The sequence below is a fragment of the Streptomyces sp. A18 genome (assembly GCF_059026065.1).
This window is the reverse complement of record NZ_JBWLKL010000073.1, coordinates 1-22,740: the sequence shown is the minus strand read 5'-3', so window position 1 is coordinate 22,740 and position 22,740 is coordinate 1. Positions and strand designations below refer to the sequence as shown.

Here is a 22,740-nt window from a genome sequence, read left to right as displayed (position 1 = left end):
GGGGGAGGTCGGGACCAGGCATAGTACGAGTATTTCGCTGCGCGAGGCACGCGTGGTCCCACCGGGCCGAGGCGCCGGCAGAAGACGGCCGCCGGGACGTGAGCCGCGTTGGTCGTCCCTGCGGAGACGTCCGCGCCAGGGTTGGGATGGGATACCGGCAGCAGCTCGCCGTGAGGCACAGCAGGACTACGCCAGGCGCGCGGCAGCTGCCGCAGGCATCCCCGACGATGCCGAGACCGAGTTGCTGCTCCTGGACGACGTCGAAGACGACCAGGACGACAACCTAGAACTGCTGTTGGTCGACCTGGACTTGGTCGACCTGGACAAGGAAGCACGCTGGCCGCTGTCGAGTCGGTAGCGGTTATCGACCAGGCCGCCGAGCGTGCCGACGTCGTCACGCTGCCCGCCTTATCGGCTGCCGACGAGTGGAGGTGGGAGATGCCTCCCACCGTCGTGGACGTACGTCACTGGGACGTCCTCGATGCCGCCCTCGCCGGGCAGCGCGACGTCGCCGCGAATCTCGCGGCCATCGGGGAGCGCACCGACGTCGCGCACGGCATGCACAGCGACCAGGCAGCTGCCCGGATGGCGACCCGGGCCCGCGCGGAGGAGCTGGCCGGTAATTGGGCTCGGGTCGCGGAGCCGCGCGCTACTGCCGTCGCCATGGGCAAAAGCAACTGGTGGATGCAGGGCCAGGAAGCGCAGCAGTCGGACCCTGCGGCGCCTGTGTGGCTACCACCTCTACGACGGCAAGATCCCCATCATCGCGCCGACCCGGGGAGAGGAGCGCCATGGCCCCCGTCGAACTGTCGGGACGTCCGCATCCGATGAGGACGTGTCACCTACGGCTTTCGCGGTCCCGCCGCAAGGCTGCGGGGGCGGGTCTTCAGACCCTCCAGGTGCGCAGCGCCTCGGCCACGGTGTACACGCTCACCCTGGTTTCGCGGACCTTGCGGACGAGGTCCGACAGGGCGCCGTAGGGCGGATCGATGCCCTCGCTCGACTGATCCATGTACTGGGCGGCGACGAAGACCGCGAAGAGGCTGTTGCGGTGCGGCAGCGGTTCCAGCTGCACGATCGTGTGCAGGAGCGCCGCGGCGCGCCATGCGGCGTCTGGGTCGGATGCCTCCAGAGTCGGCATCCGCGTCTTGTGTCGCGCGACGGCTGCGACGAGCGCGGAGTAGTCGGAAACGGAGACGTCGTCGTTGTCGAGGGCGGCCTCCTGGATGTCGAGCAGCCAGGAGACGTCGATGTGCAGGACCATCAGGCGGCTGCAGCTCCGCTGGCTCGCTGTGAGGGCGGTACCTCGTCGGGGAAGGCGGCGTCGAACTCGGCTCGGAGCCGGTCCGCCCACACCGTGGCGCCGGCGACGAAGCGCTTACGCTGCATCTCCCGCACCCCGAGGTCGTGGAGGTAGGACTTCAGGCTCTTGCCTTCGGCGGCAGCCGCCGCGCGCACGCCTTCCATCTCTTCTTCGGAGAAGGACACATTCAGTGATGGCATACCCGCCATGGTACCTACCCGGTGCCAACTCGTGCCACCCCTTCTCCGTGCCTCCTGGCGTGGAGGCCGGAGGCTTTGCCCCCGCTCTTTACCCGGACGCGCTGGCCCTTCTCGCAGGCGGGGCGCAGCGGTTGTTCTGGTGCAGCAGAACAACTCGGTCTACCTAGTGCTACCGCCTGGGGGGGGCGGCGACCGCGCGCATACGCGCGGAGGCCAGGGATGTCGCCTTCGATCTGATTGCGGCGATGTACGCCGTCGTCTACGAGAGGTCACCGGGCATTCTGATGCCGATGTGCCATGCGGCGTGGCTGCAGCAGTGCTCTTTCGGTTTCCCGTTCCTGGCAGAGCTCCCTATTTATGCCTCCGCGCTGCGTGAGCGGGTCGCCGGTCAACTTCACGAGTGGTCTCTACGGACGGACGAGCACGGTGGATACATCGCCGCGCACGCCCACCACGTCCATGGTCGCGATCCTGTGCACGGGCGTGATTGGGCTCTCCGCGCTGCGACAGTGCCCGCGCAGCATGTCGCGGTCGGGCCTGCCAGCCCTGATCGCCCCCGGGCTGTCCTTCCCGGCGATGTGGCCGAGCTCGCCGGCCGGGCGGACCCCCGTTGGGCGAACAGCAGCGGACGGGGCGCGCCCGCTAGGAGGCCTTCAGCTGGTATTTGCAGCCGCCCTTTTTCCCGCCCGCGTTCTTTTGGACGGTCTTTCCGTCGACCTTGATGGCGCAGGGTGGGAACCCATTTGTGCAAGCTGCGAGAAGCTGCAGTTGCTGTCCGTCATCGGCGCGCAGGCGCGCTGCGCTGAGGGGCTCGACCTGCGCAGGGCACCGTGGGCGAGCTGACGGTGTCGCGTCGCCTGGGCGGCTCCGGCGACGTTCGGTGTCGATGCACTCGTGCGGAGTGATGTCATGGCCCCGGCCCACCGGGGCATCGGGACCTTTTCGTGGTCTGGCTGCGATCACGTGCCTTGGGCCACGGCTTTGAGGGCATCGAAGGTGTCGCCTATGAGCTGGGGGAGGTCCGGCGGGTCGGGCTCGCTGACCCAGCGTGCGAACGCGGTCTTGAAGACGGCGACGCCCGCCTCGGCGGCGAGGCTCGCGTGCGGTTCCGCGACGCCGCGTCGGCGCAGGGCGCCGGCGAGGGCGGCGGCGATGGACGCTAGTTTGATCAGCTCGCGTTCCTGGAGCTCGGCGTGGGCGGTGATGACGGCCTGCCGGCGCCGGGCGGCTTCGCCGCGCTCCTGGAACTGCTCCGCGGCCGCCTGGAGAGTGGCGCACACGGCCTCGAGCGGGGACGCGTCGTCCGGTGCGCCGGTGAGGCCGGCGACCAGGGCGTCCTGCAGTGTGTTCGCGGGGAACAGGACCTCGCGCTTGTCGGCGAAGTGGCGGAAGAACGTGCGCTCGGTGAGTCCTGCCCGCTGCGCGATCTCCTTGACGGTGGTCGCCTCGAAGCCGCGTTCGCTGTAGAGCTCCAGCGCCGCCTGCTCCAGGCGTCCGCGTGCGTTCGGTTCCCATCTGGCCATGCCTGCGATCGTACGTGACGTCATTTGCTGTCATCGCGTGTACCCTGATGTCATTCACTGTCATCACTGCGGTTGCCGCACAGTCCGGCGGCGCTGGCAGTGCTGTGGACGAGGGGTATTTCTCATGCATGTCTTCGTTACCGGTGCGTCCGGCTGGATCGGCTCCGCCGTCGTGCCCGATCTGATCGACGGTGGTCACCAGGTCGTCGGTCTCGCCCGTTCGGACGCCTCTGCCGACGCCCTCGCAGCGGCCGGTGTCGAGGTGGTCCGCGGCAGCCTCGAGGACCTCGACACCCTGCGCGCCGCCGCCGCGGCGTCGGACGGCGTGATCCACCTGGCCTTCAACCACGAAGTCGCCTTCGAGGGCGGGGACTTCAAGGGTGCCGCCGACGCGGACCGCGCCTCGGTCGAGGCCATGGCCGAGGCGCTGGTGGGTACGGGCAAGGCGTTCGTCCTCGCCTCCGGTACGCCCGTCGAGGCCGGACGGGTGGCGAGTGAGGACGACGGGCACGATGTCCCGCCGGTCGGCGCCGTCCCGCCGGAGGCCGCCGGAGCGGTGACCCGGATGGCCACCGCCGAGTACGTGCGCGCGCTCGCCGACCGCGGGGTGCGCTCGTCGGTCGTGCGCCTGCCCCGCACCAACCACGGTGACGGGGACAAGGGCTTCATCGCGAACCTGGTCGCCACCGCCCGCGACAAGGGCGTGGTCGGCTACTACGGCGACGGCACCAACCGCTGGCCCGCCGTCCACCGCCTGGACTCCGCGCACATGTTCCGCCTCGCCCTGGAGGAGGTCCCGGCCGGCTCGACGCTGCACGCTGTCGCCGACGAGGGCGTGCCCCTGCGCGACATCGCTGAAGTCATCGCCCGCCACCTGAACCTGCCGACGGCCGCCGTCGCGCCAGAGGAGGCAGGCGCCCACTTCGGCTGGCTGGCCCCCATCCTCGCCTCCGACCAGCCCGCCGCCAGCACGCTCTCCCGCGAGCTCACAGGTTGGACGCCGACTCAGGCGAGCCTCCTCGACGACCTCGACAAGGGCCACTACTTCCGCACCTAAGTGGTCCGCTCCCGAAGTCCTTCGGGGGTGATGCAGTGGACCGGGGTCACCAGCCCCGGCTCCACGCACGTTGACCACTTCCGGCTGGGGCCAACCCCCTTTCGCGCACAAAGAAGTTGGGGGTGGGAGGGCGGAGCCCATCTGGACCCAAGCAAAGTCACTCGTCGGACGTCACGCGGCGGCCGGCGGCGTACCGCAGGGCGTGAGGGAGCCCAAGGGCACCGCCATCGCGGCGATGGGCTGGATCTTGGCCAGGCTGCTGCGGGCGGCGGGGTGAGACCGCAGACCAGGAGTGGTGCTTCGCCGGGAGGCGGGCGTCGCCGACGTCATACGAGCGCAGTCCGGCCGTGAGCGGTGTCGCATGCGTGCCCACGGGTTGAGTTACGCGACTACCTGTCGTAATCTTTACGACAGGTAGTCGCATAAATGCCAAAGCTCCGGCGTCGCCGCAACGAACAGGAAAGGGTTCCCCATGAACGCGCTCAGTGATCGCGCTGATCTCATCGAGCTGATGGGCCGGTATGCCGACATCGCAGACCTGAAGGAGTTCACCGAGCTGCCCGCCCTGGTCCTGGCTGACCCGGTCACGCTCGACTTCGAGTCAGTCGCCGGCATTCCGCCCATGACCGTGCCGCTCGGCGATTACGTCGAGGTTCTCCGCGCCTCCTTCGCACCCTTCACCGCAACCCACCACGCCATCACCGGGCACGTCATCGACATCGATGGCGACCGCGCGACGATCCACGCACATGTCCGCGCCGAACACTGGGTCCCGGACGAGCTGGCCGGCGGTGGACCCGATCGCTGGCTGGTGGTCGGCTTCTACGACAGCGAGGCGGTCCGCACGGTGGACGGCTGGCGCCTCAACCGCGTGAAGCTCACCGCGAGTCACCAGGAGAACCCGCATCTGTCGGGTGCCGCCCTGGCGGCCGCCGGACAGGACGGCTAGCGGCGAAGGCCGAAGTTGATTCACGCGCTTCTTGAGATACGGCGCACGACGTGCCCGCACGGCCGCCGTGTGGGCGGGAGACAGGTCCGGGGCGAGAGGGAAGCCGCGGCGAGGAAAGGGGTGACCGGATGCCGCGGATCAAGGGAGCCAGCATCGAAGAGCACCACGAGATGGTGTGGGCGGACCTCGCCGAGGCGATGCGGCAACTGCTGCTCGAACGTGACTACGACGCGATCAACATGGGTCACATCGCGGCCCGGGCCGGGCTCGCGCGCAACACGCTGTACAACTACGCCCGCGACAAGAGCACTCTCGTCCTGGCGCTCACTCAGCGGGCGGCCCGGCCCATGCTCGAGCGTGTGGCCGCGATTGCCGCCCGGTCCTCTAACCCGGCCGCGGAGCGGATGCGGGAGATCATCGAGGCGGTCCTGGAGGCGTGCACGGACCAGGCCATGCAGCTGATGTTCCGGCCGGGCTCCGGCCCCCTGGTCGCCGAGGTACCGAAAGGCCCCGACAACCCGTTCAACGCGATCGTGGCCGAAGTGGAGAACGTCGTCCAAGACGGCATCGCCCGCGGAGAGTTCCGCAACGTCGGCGACGTGCACCTCACGGTGGAACTGCTGTCCGGTGCCATACGCGCCGGCGCCGAACGCATCGGCCGGGACCCGGCCGCCTTCACGGCCACGGTCCGCGCCGCGCGGGAGATCATCCTCGCATCGCTGGCCCGCCGCCCAGACTAGGGCGTGGCGACCTGCGTAGCGCCGGGCCAGGTCGAGGGCGACGGGCGCTCAGAACACGCCGCCACCTCGGCATTGACATGGAAATCGGCCGACGCGCCCACGGGGCAACAGGGCCGGACCTTCGCGAGAGAACGAGGCTACCGAGCGTGCCAGCCATCAACGAGATCCGACGCAGCAAGTACATCAGCCTCACCACCTACCGCAAGGACGGATCCCCGGTCCCGACGCCCGTCTGGCATGTGACAGGTCCCCAGGGCGAGCTCCTCGTCCTGACGCCCGCCGGTTCCTGGAAGGTCAAGCGAATCCGCAACAACAGCGCCGTGACCGTGACTGTCTGCGATCTGCGGGGGCGGACCTCCAGGGACGCCGCGTCCCTTCCCGGCACCGCCCGGCTGCTCGATGGGGACGGCACCGTGGCCGCGCAGGACCTGCTCGGCAAGCGGTACTTCACGTCCCGGATCGGCAACTGGTTCGTCAGGGTTCTCCGCCTGCCCAAGAAGCCGAATATCGCCATCGCCGTCACCCTGTGAACTGCCGCACACAGCCCGGTAGCTGACCGAGTCGGTCCCGGAGCCGCGTGTATCCGGGCGCCCGCCCGTACTTTTCTCGGCTCCGTCCCCGTCGCTCAACATCTGTACGGAGGGCTATGCCCATATGCGCTGCCGTGACGGTGGTGCTGACTGCTGCCGAGCGCGGGCCCTGACTCGTGCCCAGGTAGCAGTCGTCCGCGACGGACACGCCGAGCTGTTCCGCGTACGCCGTAGCGGCGGCGCCGAGGTCGCGCGTGCGGAGCCGAGGCTCGATGCCGATCAGCCGTCCGAGGTGGTAGCTAGGTCGTGACTCCCCGATCACGTTCTTGGCTGTTCCGTTCATGCTTAGCAGGGATGATCCGACTGCCGTCGAGTGGGCAGTTCTGGAGCCGCTGTTGCCAAAGAGACGTAACCGATGCGGCCGGTGGCGAGATCACCGCCAGGTGATAGACGGGATCATTCACCGCATCAGCACCGGCTGCCAGTGGCGCGAGCTACCTGAACGTTTCGGTCCCTGGCAGGCCGTCCACAAACGGCACACGCTGTGGTCAGCCGACGGCACCTGGGCGAAGCTGATCCGGCACGTCCAAGCACTCGCCGGCGCCGAGTGCGGCATCGACTGGAACATCAACGTCGAATCCACCTCCGTGCGTGCCCACCAGCACGCTGCCGGAGCTCCCAAAGCCAGACCGCGAACGCCGCAAGCCACCTCAAAGGGGGCTACACAAAGATCAGTTCACCTGCGCGTGCCTATGTGCCTGCATCAGTTCCTGGCGGAGGGCGGAGGCGCTGCGGCAGGCGAGGCTCTCGGCCGCTCCTGTGGTGGCCTGACGACCATCCTGACCCTGTGGAGCACCCAGGAGCCCTGCTCGATGTGCATGGCCGCAGCGGACTTCACCGGTGTGGGTTCAATCCAGTATCTGGCTCCTGGCCCATGGGCGTTGGCCAGCGGCAATGACGGCTCATCGGGTGCGGCGGATCTGGCTGAATACACGTGGTTGGTGGCGGCCAACGTGATGTTCCTGCAGAGTGTCGCGACCGCGGCACAGGAGCCGGGCGAGCCAGCGATCTTGACCCGCAACCGGATTCCGGAACCAGAGACGGCTCGTCTGCGCGATTCACTTTGCGCAGGGCTGCCGACGGCTCCGACGGTCGAATCATGGCTGGCGGCGCACTGGCCGGCGATCAACGACGCAGCAGCCGCCCGGCAGCTTCGGACGGGAACATGACGGACCGCCACATCGCGGTTCACTGAACCCGGCGCCAGGCCCATGATCGGGGAGTCACGCCCGAGCTCCTTGCCGCTCCCGTGGGCTGGCTCGTGATCAGAGTGCTGCCGTCCGGCACCCACGGAGTGTGACTGACTCCTGAGGTCCGTAGTGGGGGCATGGAGGCTGTGTCCACATTCTGGGGGACACCTCACCGGTTCGCACGGAGACGAGCTGGTCTGTTGCGCTCCAAGGTACTCGCGGGGTTCCCCGGTGGGGGACTCCTTGGTCTACTTGGCCAGCTTGGGAAAGTGCGCCGTAAGTGACGTGAGTCGGAATTACGAAAGGCTTCCTGCTGATGATCGACAGCATTGGTGTTGTGCCGCTCTACGTCCAGGATCAAGACGAGTACATCGACTTCTACGTCAACAAGCTCGGCTTCGAGCTTCGGTTCGACAGGGAAGTCACCCCCGGTCTCCGCTGGATAGAGGTTGGCCTGCCTGGCCAGCACGCCAACGTCGGTATCTTGTCCGCTGCCGCCAACCCGGACAAGCCCGCCCTGACCAACTGGGCGACGCTGCACACCACCGACCTCACCAAAACACGCGCGGAACTCCTCGCGCGCGGTGTTGCGGTCGGTGAGCCCGTCCCCGCACCCTGGGGGCCCTTCGCAATCGTGACTGACCCGGAGGGTAACCAAATCATCCTGGCCGAGGTTCCGCTGTAGCGGGAGGCCGCGGCGGGCCGGCCGAACTGGGGCATACGAGGCGGACGGACACGCCGGGCGGTATCACGGCGTCAAGCCAATCCGGTTTCGGTGATGAATCCGTCGAGCGGTCCGGACTGCTATTGGCCATGGGCGTGAGCAGACCACGCCTGCTGATCCTCGACGAACCGTCGATGGGGCTGTCCCCCCAACCCGTCGGCATCATCTTCGACGTGCTGCTCCGACGACGCGAGGGGGGCTGAGTCTGTTGCTGGTGGAACAGAACGCCAAACTGAGGGGTCACCAGCCACTGCGTTGTCATGAAGGACGGGGAAGTCGCCCTGCCCCGACTGGCGGCTCTGACCGGCCAAAGCGTTCCTGCGCTGATCCACACGATGCCGGCCCTGGCCGAAGTACGCGAACCCGGACAGAACCGCCAGCGGTTGGCCACCGAAGAACTGGCCGAGCCCCGTCGGCGCCCCGCCTGTCGTCTCTGCGCGGCCCGTCATGGCATTCACGGACTCGTCGTCCGCAGCACCCCGCTCCACCAAGGGGCCTGCCACCGGCACCACCGCTGGCTCCTCGGTGATGAGCAGCACGAGTTGACACGACTACCCGAGGTCCTGCGGGCCAACCTCCGGCACCACCGGACCGTCCGCCGGTGCACCCATCACTGAACCGCACTGGCCTACATCGACGCCCGCGACCGCTTGACCAGGTGGTTCGCCAGTGAAAGTAGTGATGAATCCGTTCGCCAGCGTTGGATCCGTCGACTCGACATGCTGGGCGAAGACCCTTTCGGTGATCCCAACCGTCCTACCCGGGCCCGGATCGAAGTGGTCACCTACCCCGAAGCCGTCGTTCTCACCGGCTTGTTCGCCTCGGCGTACTGGCGAGACCACCCCCAACTGCCCACCGAAGCGGCACAGCGACTCAACATCGCACCCCACCAGCTTCCGCTGCGTGCGATGGGCGAGCCGGTGGTCGACGAGGGGATCTCACAGCCAACCTGAGTATCAGCGTCAATGTCAGTGGTGATCGCCGCCATCATGGGGACATGAGCAACCCAAATCTGGCCACCGGCAGCGTCTGGCGGCTCCACCGCGGCGACCAAGAGGTTGCTCGGCTGGCGGTGACGGGCGCCGATTGGCCCTGGATGCACGCCGACGTCGAGACACTTCCCGGCTTTGAAGAGTTCCGTCCGCTGTTCTCGGAGCAGGAGCGGGCCATCGACGAAGAGGCATGGGAGCAGATCGACGAGTGCTACTTCCGGATCCGCAGTGCGCTCACCATGACGTTTCCCGACGGAAATCCCGTCGCCGAGTTCATGCTGCACATCCACGACGACGGCACCGCCGGCTGGCGTTGGTACGACGAGCCCTTCGACACGGTGAACCAGTGACGCGCTGGCTTCGCTGCTTCTGGGACGAGGAGGCCGTCTGCTTCTACTTCGAACTGGACACGGATGGGCACGTGATCCGGCAAGTCGAGTTGCAGGAGCCTGGCAGCAGGGCTCTGGCCGCCGCGTCGCTGGCCGAGTGGCAAGAGGCCCAAAGCGCCGGTCAGCTGGCTGACTACGAGTGTCTACGGTCTGACTGCGGAACTACCCATCTCCGAGTGGGAGGGACACGACCCGCAGTGGTTGTCGGCCGATGAGTTCGAGATCGTTTGGTCGACCGCCCGTCGGCAGCTTCAGGATCGTCAGCGGTGACATCCTTCCTGAGCACGTCCACTGCTGCGGTCTCTGATCAGGAAACTTCCATCTGTCCTGCGAAACCGGAAGTCAAGCGTCTCGCCATCCTGATAGAGCCCTGCTCAAGCGGCATCACCCCGCCATGATCCACGAGACCTGCCACCAGCCCCACCTTCGGACCTTCCGCGACGCCTTGTCACTCCACCAGTAAGTCGCGGGTCAACCTGTCACCCCGCTGGTCAACGGCGTCGCCTCTGCAAGATCTGATGAGACGGGACACGCGCGCCGGGACGTGCTCGGTTCGAGGCCGTACTCATAGACGAACTCGTCGCCCTCGTATGCTCCGACGCCTCCAGCAGAAGCCACCCGCGCTCCGCCAGGCGCCGGGCTTTCGACCGCAGCCCTTCGAGCTTCGCCGGCGTCGCGTCAAGGCCCAGCTCCACCGCGATCTCCTTGGCCCGAAGCGGCCTCTGCCCCCAGGGATCGCTGCTGCTCCAGCACTCCCAGAATCCGCTGATGGTCCGGCGCCAGAACCGTCAACGGCAGCCCTTCCCGCCAGGGCGGCACCGGCGCGAGCGATGGCGCCGTTTCCTACTCCGCCGCGGTCGTAGTCACGGCAGTGGACTCGGCCGCAGAGAGTGCCAGGGCCTCGACGAGTTCCTCCCGCGCGTTCACCCGCCGGTCCAGCTCGGTCTCCGCGTCCAACACCTCCGCCAACCGCGCGACTTCATCCCGCAAGCCCTCCAACCGAGCACGGGCAGACGCCTCCCGCTCTCTGGTCCGATTCGCTCGTCGTCTCAGATGACCTGGTCCGTTGGTGCTGCTGTCGGTGGGGCAAGGGACCGTCTTGGTCACGGCCTGCAGCCGAGGCGACATCATTTCCACTGCGTCGATTCCAGAATGCGGTCGAGTGTCCGGCGTCCCATCCTGCTCATCGTCGGATTGCTCTCGACGTAGTACCAGACAACACCCATCGCCTGTTGGAACGCCCATGCCTTGCCGCGCTCCCACTCCAGCTCGTCACAGTCCAGTGTCCGCCGGAGCACTTCCCGTGGGCCTGGCTGCAACAGGTGCCAGGCACTGACCAGATCCAACGCGGGGTCGGCCGGGCCGAAGCCGCCGGTGTCGAGTACGCCGCTGAGCCGGTCTCCCGCGACCAGTACATTGCCGGGAATCAAGTCACTATGGCTCATCACGTCGGCACCCGTGCGTGGCAACTCCCGAAAGTGGCTCCACACCTGGCGCAGCCGGGGCACGTCGAGCAGCCCCTCACTCTCCTCGAAGCACTTCGCCATCCAATCGTCGTGGTGAGCGAGAACGCCGCCACGACCCTCGCCGCTGAAAAGCCGCCCCCGCGTCTCGGCGTCCCGCAGGGCTGCGATGAAGGCCGCAAGATCCTCGGCGAAAGCGTCCGACCCACTCGGGTCGGCATCAAAGGCGACCGTTCCCGGCAACCATGTCTGGACCGACCACGGCATCGGGTAACCCGCTCCAGGCTTTCCCAAGGCGACGGGTTCCGGGGCGGGGAACCGAGACACCTTTGCCAGCTCCGCGCTAGCCTGGGCTTCCTGTTCCAGAACCGCCAGCGCTTCGGCAGCATCGGCCAGACGCAGCGGGAAACGTGCAGAGAGGTCGTTCCCGATGCGGAAGATGGCGTGGACCGTCCCGGTCGACGACAGGAGTTGGATTGCCTTGCCGCTCCACTGAGGGAACTGTTCTTGGATCAACGTGGCAACGATTTCGGTGGTCACGTCCACTTGATCAGCGTGCATGGTCATCTCGCAGGCCCTTCCACTAGTCCAATTCGAAACGCCGGCAGCAGACCAGATCAACTGACGACTGCCAGTATTCATCCGCCAGGGCCCAGATCAACTGAGTTTTTCGGCCGCCCAGGTGTCTCTAGCGTTCTGGTCACCCCAGGTCACAGCCGCGGCTTTGGACCAGATCACTTGAGAAGGGACACCTGTGACGCCGGTCCAGGTCGCGCGTTGTCGAACCTTGATGGACGCGGCTGTGGGGCATCGAAGGCTGATCGCGTTGGTCCGAGCGTGAATTCCCTCCCGGCCGGCCGGGAGGGCTCGGGCCGCCGGCGCCACGCCTGTGACCGCGCCGCACAGGCGCGATGCCGGGACTCGCCAGAGGGGTAGTCGAGAACGGGTGGAGAAGCGGTGTACCCGGACATACCGGATCGTGCCTGTGCACCACTGATCGACGGTGCAGGGCTGCGTGATCTGATCGGTGAGGTGTTCCACCTGCGAGCCGCCCGACAAACCATCGCCACGACCCGAGGAATAGCGTATGAGTGTGTCAGTCCGCACCGACCACAGCAGTGCCCCGGACTTCCTGCGCAGCGTGTACCTGAGGCTGGTCGCCGAGGAATCGATCCCGGAGGAAGCGCGCGGGCAGTTCAGCTACCTGCAGCCGCTGGCCACGGATCTCCTGGCGGGCGTTGCCTTCGACACCCCTGACAACGTCCGCGTCCTCGACGACCGTGACGTGGCCCTCGTCGAGTGGGAGACCCTCGAGGCTGCCGCGCGGAGAAACTTGCTGAGCGAGCCGGTCAACTACGACACCGCCGATCTCCCCGGTGGCGCGGTCCTTCACATCCTCGGCCACCCGGAGTCGGTCTTCGCGGCCAGCAAGGTGCTCGTCTTCGAAGAGGCGTTGCGGGCCACCGGCGGCCCCGAGATACCGGACGAGGGCGTGCTGCTCGTCGTCCCGAACCGGCACAACCTGGTGTTCTATCCGCTCACCGACCAACACGTGGCCGAGGCCGCCAACTCCTTGGCACAGTTCGGACAGGGAGCCTACGAGGATGGCCCCGGACGTCTCTCCCCCCGGGTGTTCTGGTGGCGCGCCGGCGTCCTGACATCGATCACGCTTTTCGACCAGGAGAGCCGGACGATGAGAATCTCCCCGCCCGACGAACTCATGACGATCATGCGTCGCCTGGCCGCCACCACCAGCTGAGCCCCGAGTCGGGGTCTACGGCTTGCGCCACTCCATGTCCGGCGGCCCGGGTTCCATATCCGCGACGCCGGACTGGAGGCTCCGCATGAGCCACTCGATCCCGGTGGCGTCCGGATAGGCCACCGCGGCCCAGGTGCCCGTCATCGCGACCCCCGGGCGCCGAGAGGGTCTCCCACACAACGACCCAGGCGTCTCGCTCCTCGGGTACGGGCCGCGGCGCCACTGCCTGGCGGGGAACGATGGCGCCGAGCGCGTCATGCAACTCGCCTGCCCTGATGGGTAGGGCCCGGTAAGGGAGAAGGCGACGGGCAGGCCCTGAAGGGTGCAGTCAGTCCGTCCGACGAGGTCAGTCGGTGACGACCTGCGTGTTCTGGCAGGCGGTCAGCAGCCAGCGGCCGTCGTCCTGCTTGGTCATCACGTACAGCGGAGCGCCCTCGCTCTCGTCGTCCGGGGACAGGTAGCGCTGACGAACCTTGACTGCCGCGACATCGGGGCGGATGAAGAGTACGTGGGCCACCTCGTAGCTGACCTTGCCGTCCCAGTTAGCTGCGGGGAGTACCTTCCGGGTGAACTCCGAGATCGCTTCGAGGCCGATGAGAACCTTGCCGTGGGCCGTCGTCCATACCGCGTCGGGGTGGAAAAGGGCGAGAAATTCGTCGGGATCCTTGTGCTGCTGGGAGTGCTCGACGGTCGCAACGACCTGCTCGACGGCTCTGATGTCTGCGGCGTACGCCGTGGAATCCGTGTTCATGCGGACGATGGTGCTACCTCAAGCACGGTTGATGTCAAGAGAGGTGACCGGCGCGCACTTCCCATGGTCGCTGATGCCTTGGAATCGATCATCCAGGCTTGCGTGGGCCGACCGGTGAGCGCCGGATGTCGTATTGAGCGCGATGCCTGTTCGACAAGTGTTGAAAGGGTGCCGCGTTTGGCCGCGTTCATCTATGGCTTGGCGCACGACAAGGGGGACGCCGAACTCGGCGTTGTCCTGCCGTCCCCTTGCCGGTCCGCCCCCGCGCGTGTGCACCGCGCGGTGAGGGTCGGCCCGAACTGTTGTGGCGGATAAGCCACAAGGTCTTGCCGTCAGCACGCCTGCCATCGGCGGCGACGGGCGTTCAATTCTTCCGGTGCGCGGACCCCAGGCGCAGCGCGGAGGCGAGGAAGAAGATGCCGCCGAGGAAGGCGTACCCGGCGAGATTCGTGAGCGTCGCGCCGTCCTTGCCGGCCTGGAGGAAGAAGCTCGCACCGGCGAGGGTGGAGATGGCCCCGCTCACGATCATCGGCCACTGTCCGCCCAAACGGCGCCGGACCAGAGCCACGGCAAGCTGCGTGATGCCGGCCGTGACGGCCCAGACCCCCCAGACGCGCAGGACGGCCGGGATGCCGGAGGCGAGCGCGGCCGCCAGGGCGATGCCGGTGAGGACGCTGAGCCCGATGTTCACCCACAGCCTCGTGACCGCGCCGTCGGCCGCCCGGGTCGACCGCAGGTCGACCACCGCGCAGGCTGCGTCAAAGAGGGGATAGAGCACCAGCAGCGCCCCGCTGAGCGGGCCCAGTGTGTCGGCCGTCGCAAACAGCAGGGCCGCCCAGACGGCGGCGAACGCGAAGCGCAGGAGATACAGCTTGCGCAGAGCCGCCGGGAGCGGGACCGGTGCGGCGGGAGCGGGCTGGCTGACGACGGTGTCCATGGTGAACCGCCTTCCAAGACGAGGGAGAACGTTCGGTCTCTTTCATCATTGGGTGCCCACGCCGCCCTGTCAAGACCGAACGTTCTCCCTCGGTTGTAGGGTGGGAGTCATGAGCCGGAAGACGAAAGAAGGCAGCACGTCCGAGGCCCGGGCGCGGCTGCTCGGGACAGCGGTCAGGATTTTTTACGCGGAGGGGATCCACTCCGTCGGTGTCGACCGGATCATCGAGGAAGCGCAGGTGACCCGGGCGACCCTGTACCGCCACTTCTCCGGCAAGGAGGATCTCGTCCTCGCCTACCTCCAGCAGGCGGACCAGGGCATCAGGGCGCAGGTGACGGCCGCCCAGGCGGGTACCCGAACCCCGGACGGCAAGGTGCGCGCGGTCGGCCGCGCCATCGCTGAGGGCATCCGGTCGGACGGCTTCCGCGGCTGCGCCTTCCTCAACGCTGCGGCTGAGTATCCCGATCCGGAACACCCGATCCACCAGGCCGTTCTCGCGCACCGGCAGTGGTTCCTCGACACCGTCACGGACTTGCTGGCGCAGGTCGGAGGCGCGCCCGCCGAGGCGGCGGGACGGCACTTCGTCATGCTCCGGGACGGAGCCATGGCCGCCGGGTGCCTCTCCGATCCCGGACTGATCACTGAGACGTTCCTGGAGGGTATCGAAGGGATCTTGCAGGCGCGTTCCGCAGCACATTCAGTAGGCTGAGTCCGACTGAGTGCCCGACAAGGAGGGGCGGTTGCGGCAGGGTGCGGGCGGGCCCGGTGTCGGCGCCTCACGGTCGACACGGTGCATGTTGGGTGCGGACCGCCCCTTCCGGCGAGGTGAATCTTGCAGTCGGGCCGCCCCAGGGCCGTCCAAAGTCCTCTGTTCTGACAGGGTTATTGCGGAGCGCTGTGCTTGCCCGGTACTCGCGGGCGGCTCCTTAGAGGTACTTGCGGACCGCGAAGCGGGTGTTCAGGTACACCTTGAACGGCTCAAGCACCCCGGCCGGGCGCCGCAGATGCGCACTGGCCAGGAGTTGATGGAGGTCGGTGCCGCGGAAACGCCGCACGGTTTTGCGGTCCAGGTGCAGACGCCGGGCGATGGCGCTGAGCGTCCAGCCGGCATCCAGGAGCCGGTGGATGTCCTCGTAGCTGTGCCGGGTCCGCTCGATCATCTGGGTGTGGGGCGGCTCGAAGGGCGGCAGGTCAGGCAGCGGCGGCTGCGGCCGGAGCTGCTCCCGCTCCTCCTCGGCGCGGCGCGTTTGCACAGACAGGAGCGGTGCTGATGGAACATCTTCTCCACCGCGGCGGACAGGTTCTGCAGCAAATGGAAGCGGTAGGCGATTTCGATCGCGTCGGGGGCCGCCGCGAGGATGGCGCGGCTGTACGCGCTGTCGCGGTCGCTGCACACGATCTCCGCGCCGGGGTGTGCGGTCGGTCAGGCCGCCAGGGTTCCGCTGGTCCGATCCGGCAGCACGTCGATGGCCGTGGACTTCTCGACGTCCAAGATGACGGTCCCGTAGGTCCGGGACTGGCGGAACGCGAAGTCGTCGACGCTGAGCACCTGCGGACTGCGGGACGGCACGGGTGGTGCCTGCAGCTGCCTGAATAGCCGGTCCCCTCCGGTCGGCGCAGCAAAGACGCGGCACAGCTGGGTTCCCGCCCGTCCGCCCACCGCGAGCGCAACGGCCCGCCACCACACCTTCATCCCGGGCCCGGCACGGGCATACTTCGAGGTCGAGCCCTCGACCTGCTCGATGACGGGACGGCGCGGACAGTCGTCGGTGTCGCAGAAGAACCGCCGCACCGTCAGCTGGACCACTACTCGCCGCCCGCCGACGGGCAGTTCGGCGAGGCTCCGCTGATACCGGCTGTGCACCTGCCGGGAGACCTCTGCACAGCGGGTCACGCCCACTCCCCGACAGAGCTGTGGGCGTCGACCACGATCGGCCCGTCCGTCTCCGTGAACTGGTCGAGCACCAGCCCTACCGCCTTCGGCAGCAGAGCCTCCTTCAGCACGGTTAACTAGCTCTAACAAAAGCTGCTGATCATGAAACGTTCGGCCCTTCTGCTCGTAGGTCTGGGTATGGGAAAGCGTCAGTCGCGGCCGTGGATCGTGTCGGATGAACTGTGGTCGCTGATCGAGCCGTTGCTGCCCGTGCCGGCGCCGAAGCTGGTCGAGGGCAGACCGCGGATACCGGACCGGCAGGCCCTGTGCGGCATCCTCTTCGTGCTGCACACCGGCATCCAGTGGGAGTACTTGCCCCAGGAGCTCGGCTTTGGCTCGGGCATGACGTGCTGGCGGCGCCTGGCCGCGTGGAATGAGGCTGGCGTGTGGGACCAGCTGCACGTGGTACTGCTGAAGAAGCTGCGGTCGAAGAACCAGCTCGACTGGTCCCGGGCGGTGATCGACTCCTCCCACGTCCGGGCGGCCCGGCGGGGCCCAAAAGCGGCCCCAGCCCGGTCGACCGCGCACGGCCGGGCAGTAAGCACCACCTCATCACCGACGGCCAGGGCATCCCGCTCGCGGTGTCGCTGACCGGCGGAAACCGCAACGACGTCACCCAACTACTGCCCCTGCTCGACAAGATCCCGGCCGTCGCAGGCAGGGTCGGCAGACCCCGACGACGCCCGGATGCCCTGCTGGCCGATCGCGGCTATGACCACGACATCTACCGGCGCCTGCTCTGGCAGCGCGGCATCCGGCCCGTGATCGCACGACGAGGCGAGCCCCACGGCACCGGCCTGGGCATCTTCCGCTACGTCGTCGAACGCACCATCGCCTGGCTTCACGGCTTCCGCCGCCTACGCATCCGCTGGGAGAGACGCGACGACATCCACGAGGCATTCCTCGGAGTCGCCGTCTGCCTCCAACGGCTTTGTTAGGGACAGTAAGCGAGTAGGTCTGTCCCATCCCCGAGCAAGGGGCGAACAGCACACTTTCCAGCGATCCGGCCCCCATGACCGGGATGTCCCCCGCAGGAACGTTCCAGCACACCGGCCCTGACATCGGCATTCACGAAATCGCGGCCAGAGCCATTTTCAAAGAGCGTCTTCATCGCGCTGGGCGCAGACGCCACCAGGCCATCGCCCGCGCTTGCCACTGTCGCAGACGCACCCAAGGGCGTCGTGGAGTTCGGGGCGTCGTTGCCAGCGCACCGCCAGACGCTTGAACTGGTGCAGCGGGGCGAAGGTCTGCTCGACGATGTAGCGGAGCTTGCTCAGCCCTTGGTGTTCGGGGCGCCCCTGTGTGAGATCACCGGCAGGGTGCGGTGTCGGCGCGGTTCATGGCGCACGGCCCGGGAGTCGTACGCCTTGTCACCGAGCACCGCCTCGGGGCGCCGTCGCGGGTGGCCGGGACGTCCGGCGACTGGCGGGATGCTGTCGACCAGGGCCTGGGTCTGGGTGATTTCGTTGACGTTGGCGGCGGTGGTGCTGACGTGCAGCGGGGTGCTACGCCCGTCGCACATCCGGTGGTGTTTGCTGCCTGTCTTCCGCCGGTCGACCGGGCGACGGCCCGGTCGCGGCTACCCCTTTTTCGCGCGGCCGTGGGAGCCGTCCACGCACGCGCGGGTCCAGTCGAGTTCGCTGACTGCGTTCAGCTTGGCGAGCAGCAGCCGGTGGAGCTGGTCGAAGACTCCGGCCTGCTGCCAGCGGTCCAGCCGTTGCCAGCAAGTCTGACCGGAGCCGAACTTCAGCTCCAGCGGCTGGAGTTGCCAGGTCGCATCGTTAAACAGGAAGTACAGGATGCCCCGTAAACCGAGTCTGTCCGGCACCGGCCTCGGGCCTGGAGCCCGCTTCGGCCAAGGCGGCAGCAGCGGTTCGATCAGCGCCCGCAAGTCGTCGTCCACGACGGGTAAACCTCAGTGCTAGCGTCTTCGCATGGATGAGGAGCATGTGGAGTTCCGCGCCGGCCGAGATGACTACGGACTGGCGCGGTGGGTAGTCGGTCTGGTCCAAGAGCGAGAGCAACGCGGAGACGGGTTGTGGATCAAGGTGTTGCCGACGTATTCGTCGTCGGACGAAGACGCTCTGTGGGTACGAGAGGACGATGTCCGCGGATCTGTCGGCCCTTCCTGAACTTGGAGGGGACACTGCGGCGGGGTCGGACAGGTTGGCTGACCTACTGCACCGCCGAAGCCCCTGACCCACAGCAGTCCGGGCCTGTCCTGGAGTCTCGCGCTCCCGACCGGCGGCGGCACGAGCCGCTGGTCTCCTTCGTGCACGTCCGCCTCGACGAAGACGAGCAGGGCACCGACGGCGACTGCACGTCATGGCGCCACCACCCGCCCCGCAGCGGCACCGTCATCGACGATCACGATCAGCCTGTGGTCCACCCCCAGCGGGACGTCGCCACCCACTTGGCCACCTGGGACCCGCCCCACATCTGGGACGACCTCGAGTCCCGCCGCCTGGTCCTGGACCTCTACGAAGCCGCTGCTGACGGGCCCGCGAGGATGCCCCGCGATGCGGTCAGAGCGCTCGCGATGGCCTACAAGGATCACCCCGAGTTCGACCCGGCCTGGCTGCTGCGGGAGTGGTGAGCCCCGCGGCCCGCAGGACCGTCGCCTCCCAGGACCATGCCCGGGGTGACGGTCAGGCGAGGGGCAGAGTCAGCCCCAACTCTCGCCGCGAAACCTCCACTTGAGGACTTTCGCGTTCCGCCTTGCGGCAAGCCGGGTGATCCGCAGCCGCACACGCTGACGTCGGTCACTTCGCAACTGCCCGGCGGAACTGCGACCAAGGACTCCTACGGCTACGACGAGACCGGCAACACCACCACCCGCACCCTGCGCGGCGACACCCAGACCCTGGCCTGGGACGCCGAAGGTCACCTCGCCAAGGTCACCGAACCCGTCGCAGGCGAGAAGGACAAGGTCACCGAGTACCTCTACGACACCGAGGGCAACCGCCTGATCGCACGTACCCCGACGGAGACCACACTCGATCTCGGCCATACCGAAGTCACTCTGCCCAAGGGAGCGGCCACGGCCAAGGCCACCCGCTACACCCCCCTCGGCGGCGGCCACCAGGCGGCCAAGGAGGACAACGGCACCGTCACCTTCACCACGGCTGACCACCAGGGCACCGGCCAGCTCTCCATCGCCGCCGCTGATCTGGCCCTCACCCAGCGTCGTACCCTGCCCTTCGGCGCACCTCGGGGCGAGGCTCCGAAGTCGTGGCCCGGTACCAAGGGCTTCGTCGGCGGCACCGACGACACCAAATCCACGGGCCTGACCCACCTCGGCGCCCGCGAATACGACCCCGCCACCGGCCGTTTCATTTCCGTCGACCCGATCATGGACCTGACGGACCCGCAGCAGATGAACGGCTGCGCATACAGCAACAACAGCCCCGTCACCTTCAGCGACCCCACCGGACTCTGCATCCTGTGTTCCGCTGCCATTATCGGGCTGCGCGTGTTCAAGACCGTCCGCTCGATTGTCAGCCACGGCGGTGGCGGCGGCGGGAGCATCTTCTCGCGAAACCACAGCGCCAGCGGCAGAGGGCTCTTCAGTCCCAGAACATCTGCTGGAGTGCCGCGGCCGCCCGGCTACTGGGACGAAGCCTGGGCAGATGACGCGAGACTCAGGAGCTGGGCAAAGAGCAACTCTGGCGATCCATTCAACAGACTCGTAGGCAAGGTCTTTGCCGCTGGTAAGGCAGTCGTTCTACCCGATATCGACGCGTGGAAGGGCTGCCTGGGGGGCGACTTCGGCTGGAGTGGTTGCGGTAGCGCACTCTTGGACCTGCCCACGCCCGCGAAGGCCCTGAAGCTCCTCAAGCTCAAGAAGCTCAAGGAGGGCGAGGAGGCGGCAGAGGCCGCAGGAAAGTCGAAGAAGGGGGCACCATCCGGCTGTAAGTGCTTCCTGGCTGGCACCGGAGTCCTCATGGCCGACGGTTCGGCCAAGGACATCGAGGATGTCGAAATCGGCGACAAGGTCTTGGCCACTGACCCGAAAACCGGCGAGACCAGTGAACGCGAAGTCACGGCGACCATCGTCACCGAAGACGACAAGCAGTTCACCGAACTCACTATCGCCACACCCGACGGCACCGAGAAGTTGACCGCCACCCACGAGCACCCTTTCTGGTCAGTCGACCAGAAGGACTGGATTGAAGCCGGAGACCTCAAACCCGGCATGACCCTGCGCACGGACGACGGCCGCACCGTCACCGTCACAGTTGCTCGTCAGTACCAGGACCATGCTCGTACCTACAACATCACCATCGAAGGCCTCCACACGTACTATGTGCTGGCGGGGGCCACTCCGGTACTCGTTCACAACAGCAACTGCTCTCCGTTCACCGACGGAGATATCTGGGACGGTTCATTCGATGTTGGAGGGCAGACGGTTGAGACGATGGCGACCGTCAGAGCGGCCGGAGACACCGTACATCTGGACGGATTGATGGTTTTCCCGAAGGGGACTCAGGGACTCAGTCGCGCCCCGATTGGGCCAGATGCAATCCGGCAGATGAAGCACTCCATCGCCGAGCAGGCGCGATCTCAGGGGTATAGCACCGTCGTGCTGAACTATGAGCGGCATATCCCGAAACCGGACGGAAGTATCTTCAAGCGCCCAGGTTCGATGACCTTGGACGTCGCAAAGATCCTAGGAGATTAGAGAAATGGATCGATCCCGACTGAATGGGTTGGTGTCGAGCATCGCGGGTCGAGGGCAAGTGGAGCGAGAGCCGGTATTCCGGGAACTGCGAGACCTGGGCCTGTCGCCGATCGAAGCTATCTACGTAGCTTCTCGTGTACTTGACCTGCCTTTGCCCGAGGCGAAGACCGCGATCTACGCGAGCGCCGCCTGGCGTGATCAGCAGGAGGATTGGCAGCGGTTTCAGTCCGGCCTCGAGGAGTGAAGATGCTCGCCAATCTAGATTCGCAGTAGCAAAAGCCCCGCCAGGTGCGTCCTGGCGGGGCTTCTGCGGTGGGTGACGGCAGTAGTTGACGGCAACGTCAGCGGACGGTGACTCCGCGCAGCGGCGGGTCATCCCGTTGTCGCGGGTCGACAAGTCGTTGCCAGGGACGTCAAGGGCGGTGCCGAGGGTGTCTATGGCCTGGCGCTGGAGGCGGAGTCGCACGTGGGCGTAGACGGTGGCGGTGACCCCGATGTGGGCGTGGCCGAGAAGTTCCTTGATCACGACGAGTTCGACGCCCTGTTCCAGGAGCAGGGTGGCGGTCGAGTGGCGGAGGTCGTGGAAGCGGATGCGGCGGAGGCCGGCCTTGCGGAGGAGTGTGGTGAAGGTGCGGGTGAGGTTGGTCGGGTCGATCGCTCGTCCCTGCGGTGTGGTGAACACGTACCCGTTGTGCTGCCACTCGGCGCCTGCCGCGTCACGGTCGCGCTGCTGCTCTTTGTGGTGGCGCTTCAGCGACTGGAGGCAGCGGGCGGGGACGGCGATGCGGCGTTCGGAGGCCCGGGTCTTGGTGGGCAAAGTGGTGAGCCCGCCTGTGCTGGTGCGCTGCAAGGTGCGTCGGATTGCGGCGGTGCCGGCGTCGAGGTCGAGGTCTTCCCAGCGCAGGCCGAGGAATTCCCCCTTGCGTAGTCCGGTATGGAGAGCGAGTTCGAACAGGGCATGCAACCGGTGACCTTGCGTGGTGGTGAGGAGCTGGCGGGCTTCGTCGGCGGTGAGGGGCTCGAAGCGCCGGGGCGAGGGGCACCGGTGCGGACGTTGCGGGCGACGTTGCGCGGGATCTCCTCCTCACGTACGGCGTGCTCCAGGGCGGACTTGAGCACGGAATGGACGTAGGCCAGTGTCAGCGGGGAGAGCTCTTTGCGACAGCACCGGCCCGCAGCGCAGCAGCGGAGCTGGTCGCGCCGGGCGTCGATGCCGCGCGCGCAGCACTGGCAGGTGGTGCGGAGCTGGTTGAGCCAGGTGCGAACATCCTTGGCCGAGAGCTTGGCGAGCTTCTTCTTGCCCAGGCCGGGGATCAGGTACCGGTCGATGCAGGCGGTGTAGCGGGTGTGGGTGGTCTCGCGGAGGTGGTGGACGGCGACGTTCTCCAGCCAGTACGTCAGGTACGCGGCCAGGCTGCCCTGCGCGGAGGGCGCGGGGATGCCGCGGTTGCTGGCGGCGATCTTCTCGGTGAGCTTAAAGCACCGGGCAGGACACCGAGCGGAAGCCCCGGGCGCCACCGGCCGGGAATGGCATTTGGGCGGCGCGTCCGTCGCGCATC

General features: G+C 67.3%; 27 protein-coding genes and 3 pseudogenes. 16 read left to right on the top strand and 14 right to left on the bottom strand.

Annotated elements, in window-relative coordinates:
- Positions 1 to 358, top strand: a 358-nt coding sequence (locus AC5P1C_RS42215) for a hypothetical protein (protein ID WP_493871319.1), incomplete at its 5' end; no start/stop codon positions are given.
- Positions 359 to 438: 80 nt separating this feature from the next.
- Positions 439 to 831: a hypothetical protein gene (locus AC5P1C_RS42210; protein WP_493871318.1), complete on the top strand. Its 393-nt coding sequence runs from the start codon at positions 439 to 441 to the stop codon at positions 829 to 831.
- Positions 832 to 886: 55 nt separating this feature from the next.
- On the opposite strand, the gene AC5P1C_RS42205 is transcribed toward AC5P1C_RS42210, so the two are convergent.
- From AC5P1C_RS42205 to AC5P1C_RS42195, 3 genes are all read right to left on the bottom strand, one after another.
- Positions 887 to 1,264: a toxin Doc gene (locus AC5P1C_RS42205; RefSeq protein ID WP_493871317.1), complete on the bottom strand. Its 378-nt coding sequence runs from the start codon at positions 1,262 to 1,264 to the stop codon at positions 887 to 889.
- Positions 1,264 to 1,503 carry a hypothetical protein gene (locus AC5P1C_RS42200; RefSeq protein ID WP_493871316.1) on the bottom strand — a complete coding sequence of 80 codons (240 nt, stop codon included), beginning with the start codon at positions 1,501 to 1,503 and terminating at the stop codon, positions 1,264 to 1,266. The genes AC5P1C_RS42205 and AC5P1C_RS42200 overlap by 1 nt, the downstream gene beginning before the upstream one ends.
- Before the next feature lie 959 nt (positions 1,504 to 2,462).
- Positions 2,463 to 3,026, bottom strand: a complete 564-nt coding sequence (locus AC5P1C_RS42195) for a TetR family transcriptional regulator (protein WP_493871315.1) — start codon at positions 3,024 to 3,026, stop codon at positions 2,463 to 2,465.
- Positions 3,027 to 3,150: 124 nt separating this feature from the next.
- On the opposite strand from AC5P1C_RS42195, the gene AC5P1C_RS42190 reads away from it, so the two are divergent.
- The 9 genes from AC5P1C_RS42190 to AC5P1C_RS42150 all read left to right on the top strand — a co-directional run bounded on the left by AC5P1C_RS42190 (position 3,151) and on the right by AC5P1C_RS42150 (position 9,618).
- Positions 3,151 to 4,083 carry an SDR family oxidoreductase gene (locus AC5P1C_RS42190; protein WP_493871314.1) on the top strand — a complete coding sequence of 311 codons (933 nt, stop codon included), beginning with the start codon at positions 3,151 to 3,153 and terminating at the stop codon, positions 4,081 to 4,083.
- A 472-nt stretch (positions 4,084 to 4,555) separates the two neighbouring features.
- A complete protein-coding gene (locus AC5P1C_RS42185) occupies positions 4,556 to 5,032 on the top strand; it encodes a nuclear transport factor 2 family protein (protein ID WP_493871313.1) in 477 nt (158 codons plus the stop codon).
- Positions 5,033 to 5,160: 128 nt separating this feature from the next.
- Positions 5,161 to 5,772: a TetR/AcrR family transcriptional regulator gene (locus tag AC5P1C_RS42180; RefSeq protein ID WP_493871312.1), complete on the top strand. Its 612-nt coding sequence runs from the start codon at positions 5,161 to 5,163 to the stop codon at positions 5,770 to 5,772.
- Between the two features lie 146 nt (positions 5,773 to 5,918).
- Positions 5,919 to 6,302 (top strand): PPOX class F420-dependent oxidoreductase, encoded by a 384-nt coding sequence (locus AC5P1C_RS42175; RefSeq protein ID WP_493871311.1) that lies wholly within the window; start codon positions 5,919 to 5,921, stop codon positions 6,300 to 6,302.
- A gap of 341 nt (positions 6,303 to 6,643) precedes the next feature.
- Entirely contained in the window at positions 6,644 to 7,531 is an 888-nt protein-coding gene (locus AC5P1C_RS42170) for an IS5 family transposase (protein ID WP_493871320.1), read from the top strand.
- Positions 7,532 to 7,868: 337 nt separating this feature from the next.
- A complete protein-coding gene (locus tag AC5P1C_RS42165) occupies positions 7,869 to 8,237 on the top strand; it encodes a VOC family protein (protein WP_493871310.1) in 369 nt (122 codons plus the stop codon).
- Positions 8,238 to 8,536: 299 nt separating this feature from the next.
- A complete protein-coding gene (locus AC5P1C_RS42160; RefSeq protein ID WP_493871309.1) occupies positions 8,537 to 8,893 on the top strand; it encodes a hypothetical protein in 357 nt (118 codons plus the stop codon).
- A 102-nt stretch (positions 8,894 to 8,995) separates the two neighbouring features.
- Positions 8,996 to 9,229, top strand: coding sequence for a hypothetical protein (locus AC5P1C_RS42155; RefSeq protein ID WP_493871308.1), 234 nt, complete (start codon positions 8,996 to 8,998; stop codon positions 9,227 to 9,229).
- A gap of 44 nt (positions 9,230 to 9,273) precedes the next feature.
- Positions 9,274 to 9,618 (top strand): hypothetical protein, encoded by a 345-nt coding sequence (locus AC5P1C_RS42150; RefSeq protein ID WP_493871307.1) that lies wholly within the window; start codon positions 9,274 to 9,276, stop codon positions 9,616 to 9,618.
- Between the two features lie 882 nt (positions 9,619 to 10,500).
- Here the strand turns inward: AC5P1C_RS42150 and AC5P1C_RS42145 are convergent.
- Entirely contained in the window at positions 10,501 to 10,647 is a 147-nt protein-coding gene (locus AC5P1C_RS42145) for a hypothetical protein (RefSeq protein WP_493871306.1), read from the bottom strand.
- A gap of 137 nt (positions 10,648 to 10,784) precedes the next feature.
- On the bottom strand, positions 10,785 to 11,687 hold the full coding sequence (locus tag AC5P1C_RS42140; protein ID WP_493871305.1) for an aminoglycoside phosphotransferase family protein: 903 nt from the start codon (positions 11,685 to 11,687) through the stop codon (positions 10,785 to 10,787).
- A gap of 520 nt (positions 11,688 to 12,207) precedes the next feature.
- Between AC5P1C_RS42140 and AC5P1C_RS42135 the strand changes: the two genes are divergently transcribed.
- Positions 12,208 to 12,879, top strand: a complete 672-nt coding sequence (locus tag AC5P1C_RS42135; RefSeq protein WP_493871304.1) for a hypothetical protein — start codon at positions 12,208 to 12,210, stop codon at positions 12,877 to 12,879.
- Positions 12,880 to 12,894: 15 nt separating this feature from the next.
- Here AC5P1C_RS42135 and AC5P1C_RS42130 read toward each other — a convergent pair whose 3' ends face one another.
- The 3 genes from AC5P1C_RS42130 to AC5P1C_RS42120 all read right to left on the bottom strand — a co-directional run bounded on the left by AC5P1C_RS42130 (position 12,895) and on the right by AC5P1C_RS42120 (position 14,567).
- Complete coding sequence (locus tag AC5P1C_RS42130) at positions 12,895 to 13,023, bottom strand: hypothetical protein (protein ID WP_493871303.1); 129 nt, start codon at positions 13,021 to 13,023, stop codon at positions 12,895 to 12,897.
- A 202-nt stretch (positions 13,024 to 13,225) separates the two neighbouring features.
- Positions 13,226 to 13,630, bottom strand: a complete 405-nt coding sequence (locus AC5P1C_RS42125; protein ID WP_493871302.1) for an SgcJ/EcaC family oxidoreductase — start codon at positions 13,628 to 13,630, stop codon at positions 13,226 to 13,228.
- A gap of 364 nt (positions 13,631 to 13,994) precedes the next feature.
- The gene (locus tag AC5P1C_RS42120; RefSeq protein WP_493871301.1) at positions 13,995 to 14,567 is read right to left on the bottom strand and encodes a hypothetical protein; all 573 of its coding nucleotides are present in this window, start codon (positions 14,565 to 14,567) and stop codon (positions 13,995 to 13,997) included.
- Positions 14,568 to 14,676: 109 nt separating this feature from the next.
- On the opposite strand from AC5P1C_RS42120, the gene AC5P1C_RS42115 reads away from it, so the two are divergent.
- Positions 14,677 to 15,276, top strand: a complete 600-nt coding sequence (locus AC5P1C_RS42115; protein WP_493871300.1) for a TetR/AcrR family transcriptional regulator — start codon at positions 14,677 to 14,679, stop codon at positions 15,274 to 15,276.
- A 217-nt stretch (positions 15,277 to 15,493) separates the two neighbouring features.
- Here AC5P1C_RS42115 and AC5P1C_RS42110 read toward each other — a convergent pair whose 3' ends face one another.
- The 3 genes from AC5P1C_RS42110 to AC5P1C_RS42100 are packed head-to-tail and all read right to left on the bottom strand — an operon-like array spanning position 15,494 to position 16,461.
- Positions 15,494 to 15,820, bottom strand: a complete 327-nt coding sequence (locus AC5P1C_RS42110; protein WP_493871321.1) for a hypothetical protein — start codon at positions 15,818 to 15,820, stop codon at positions 15,494 to 15,496.
- Positions 15,724 to 15,963, bottom strand: a complete 240-nt coding sequence (locus tag AC5P1C_RS42105) for a hypothetical protein (protein WP_493871299.1) — start codon at positions 15,961 to 15,963, stop codon at positions 15,724 to 15,726. Before AC5P1C_RS42105 ends, AC5P1C_RS42110 begins: the two co-directional genes overlap by 97 nt.
- Before the next feature lie 27 nt (positions 15,964 to 15,990).
- Positions 15,991 to 16,461: a transposase family protein gene (locus AC5P1C_RS42100; RefSeq protein WP_493871298.1), complete on the bottom strand. Its 471-nt coding sequence runs from the start codon at positions 16,459 to 16,461 to the stop codon at positions 15,991 to 15,993.
- Between the two features lie 141 nt (positions 16,462 to 16,602).
- Between AC5P1C_RS42100 and AC5P1C_RS42095 the strand changes: the two are divergent.
- Positions 16,603 to 17,438: pseudogene (locus AC5P1C_RS42095) on the top strand (IS5 family transposase).
- 335 nt (positions 17,439 to 17,773) lie between these two features.
- Here the strand turns inward: AC5P1C_RS42095 and AC5P1C_RS42090 are convergent.
- Together AC5P1C_RS42090 and AC5P1C_RS42085 are read right to left on the bottom strand one after the other, a co-directional pair.
- Positions 17,774 to 18,043 (bottom strand): annotated as a pseudogene (locus AC5P1C_RS42090) (transposase); the annotation flags it as partial.
- A 36-nt stretch (positions 18,044 to 18,079) separates the two neighbouring features.
- Entirely contained in the window at positions 18,080 to 18,403 is a 324-nt protein-coding gene (locus tag AC5P1C_RS42085; protein WP_493871297.1) for a transposase, read from the bottom strand.
- Between the two features lie 231 nt (positions 18,404 to 18,634).
- Between AC5P1C_RS42085 and AC5P1C_RS42080 the strand changes: the two genes are divergently transcribed.
- Both AC5P1C_RS42080 and AC5P1C_RS42075 read left to right on the top strand, forming a co-directional pair.
- Positions 18,635 to 19,096: a DUF6221 family protein gene (locus tag AC5P1C_RS42080; RefSeq protein ID WP_493871296.1), complete on the top strand. Its 462-nt coding sequence runs from the start codon at positions 18,635 to 18,637 to the stop codon at positions 19,094 to 19,096.
- A 45-nt stretch (positions 19,097 to 19,141) separates the two neighbouring features.
- The gene (locus AC5P1C_RS42075) at positions 19,142 to 21,181 is read left to right on the top strand and encodes a polymorphic toxin-type HINT domain-containing protein (RefSeq protein ID WP_493871295.1); all 2,040 of its coding nucleotides are present in this window, start codon (positions 19,142 to 19,144) and stop codon (positions 21,179 to 21,181) included.
- 406 nt (positions 21,182 to 21,587) lie between these two features.
- Here the strand turns inward: AC5P1C_RS42075 and AC5P1C_RS42070 are convergent.
- Positions 21,588 to 22,657: pseudogene (locus tag AC5P1C_RS42070) on the bottom strand (tyrosine-type recombinase/integrase); the annotation flags it as partial.
- Positions 22,658 to 22,740: the final 83 nt, after the last annotated feature.

What these genes read in the sequence shown, in the direction of transcription:
- AC5P1C_RS42205 (WP_493871317.1), bottom strand. Translation starts at nt 1,264, where the DNA reads ATGGTCCTGCACATCGACGTCTCCTGGCTGCTCGACATCCAGGAGGCC.
- AC5P1C_RS42160 (WP_493871309.1), top strand. Translation starts at nt 8,537, where the DNA reads ATGAAGGACGGGGAAGTCGCCCTGCCCCGACTGGCGGCTCTGACCGGC.
- AC5P1C_RS42155 (WP_493871308.1), top strand. Translation starts at nt 8,996, where the DNA reads ATGCTGGGCGAAGACCCTTTCGGTGATCCCAACCGTCCTACCCGGGCC.
- AC5P1C_RS42190 (WP_493871314.1), top strand. Translation starts at nt 3,151, where the DNA reads ATGCATGTCTTCGTTACCGGTGCGTCCGGCTGGATCGGCTCCGCCGTC.
- AC5P1C_RS42140 (WP_493871305.1), bottom strand. Translation starts at nt 11,687, where the DNA reads ATGACCATGCACGCTGATCAAGTGGACGTGACCACCGAAATCGTTGCC.
- AC5P1C_RS42180 (WP_493871312.1), top strand. Translation starts at nt 5,161, where the DNA reads ATGCCGCGGATCAAGGGAGCCAGCATCGAAGAGCACCACGAGATGGTG.
- AC5P1C_RS42125 (WP_493871302.1), bottom strand. Translation starts at nt 13,630, where the DNA reads ATGAACACGGATTCCACGGCGTACGCCGCAGACATCAGAGCCGTCGAG.
- AC5P1C_RS42165 (WP_493871310.1), top strand. Translation starts at nt 7,869, where the DNA reads ATGATCGACAGCATTGGTGTTGTGCCGCTCTACGTCCAGGATCAAGAC.
- AC5P1C_RS42195 (WP_493871315.1), bottom strand. Translation starts at nt 3,026, where the DNA reads ATGGCCAGATGGGAACCGAACGCACGCGGACGCCTGGAGCAGGCGGCG.
- AC5P1C_RS42115 (WP_493871300.1), top strand. Translation starts at nt 14,677, where the DNA reads ATGAGCCGGAAGACGAAAGAAGGCAGCACGTCCGAGGCCCGGGCGCGG.
- AC5P1C_RS42185 (WP_493871313.1), top strand. Translation starts at nt 4,556, where the DNA reads ATGAACGCGCTCAGTGATCGCGCTGATCTCATCGAGCTGATGGGCCGG.
- AC5P1C_RS42210 (WP_493871318.1), top strand. Translation starts at nt 439, where the DNA reads ATGCCTCCCACCGTCGTGGACGTACGTCACTGGGACGTCCTCGATGCC.
- AC5P1C_RS42150 (WP_493871307.1), top strand. Translation starts at nt 9,274, where the DNA reads ATGAGCAACCCAAATCTGGCCACCGGCAGCGTCTGGCGGCTCCACCGC.
- AC5P1C_RS42200 (WP_493871316.1), bottom strand. Translation starts at nt 1,503, where the DNA reads ATGCCATCACTGAATGTGTCCTTCTCCGAAGAAGAGATGGAAGGCGTG.
- AC5P1C_RS42130 (WP_493871303.1), bottom strand. Translation starts at nt 13,023, where the DNA reads ATGACGGGCACCTGGGCCGCGGTGGCCTATCCGGACGCCACCGGGATC.
- AC5P1C_RS42135 (WP_493871304.1), top strand. Translation starts at nt 12,208, where the DNA reads ATGAGTGTGTCAGTCCGCACCGACCACAGCAGTGCCCCGGACTTCCTG.
- AC5P1C_RS42120 (WP_493871301.1), bottom strand. Translation starts at nt 14,567, where the DNA reads ATGGACACCGTCGTCAGCCAGCCCGCTCCCGCCGCACCGGTCCCGCTC.
- AC5P1C_RS42170 (WP_493871320.1), top strand. Translation starts at nt 6,644, where the DNA reads ATGCTTAGCAGGGATGATCCGACTGCCGTCGAGTGGGCAGTTCTGGAG.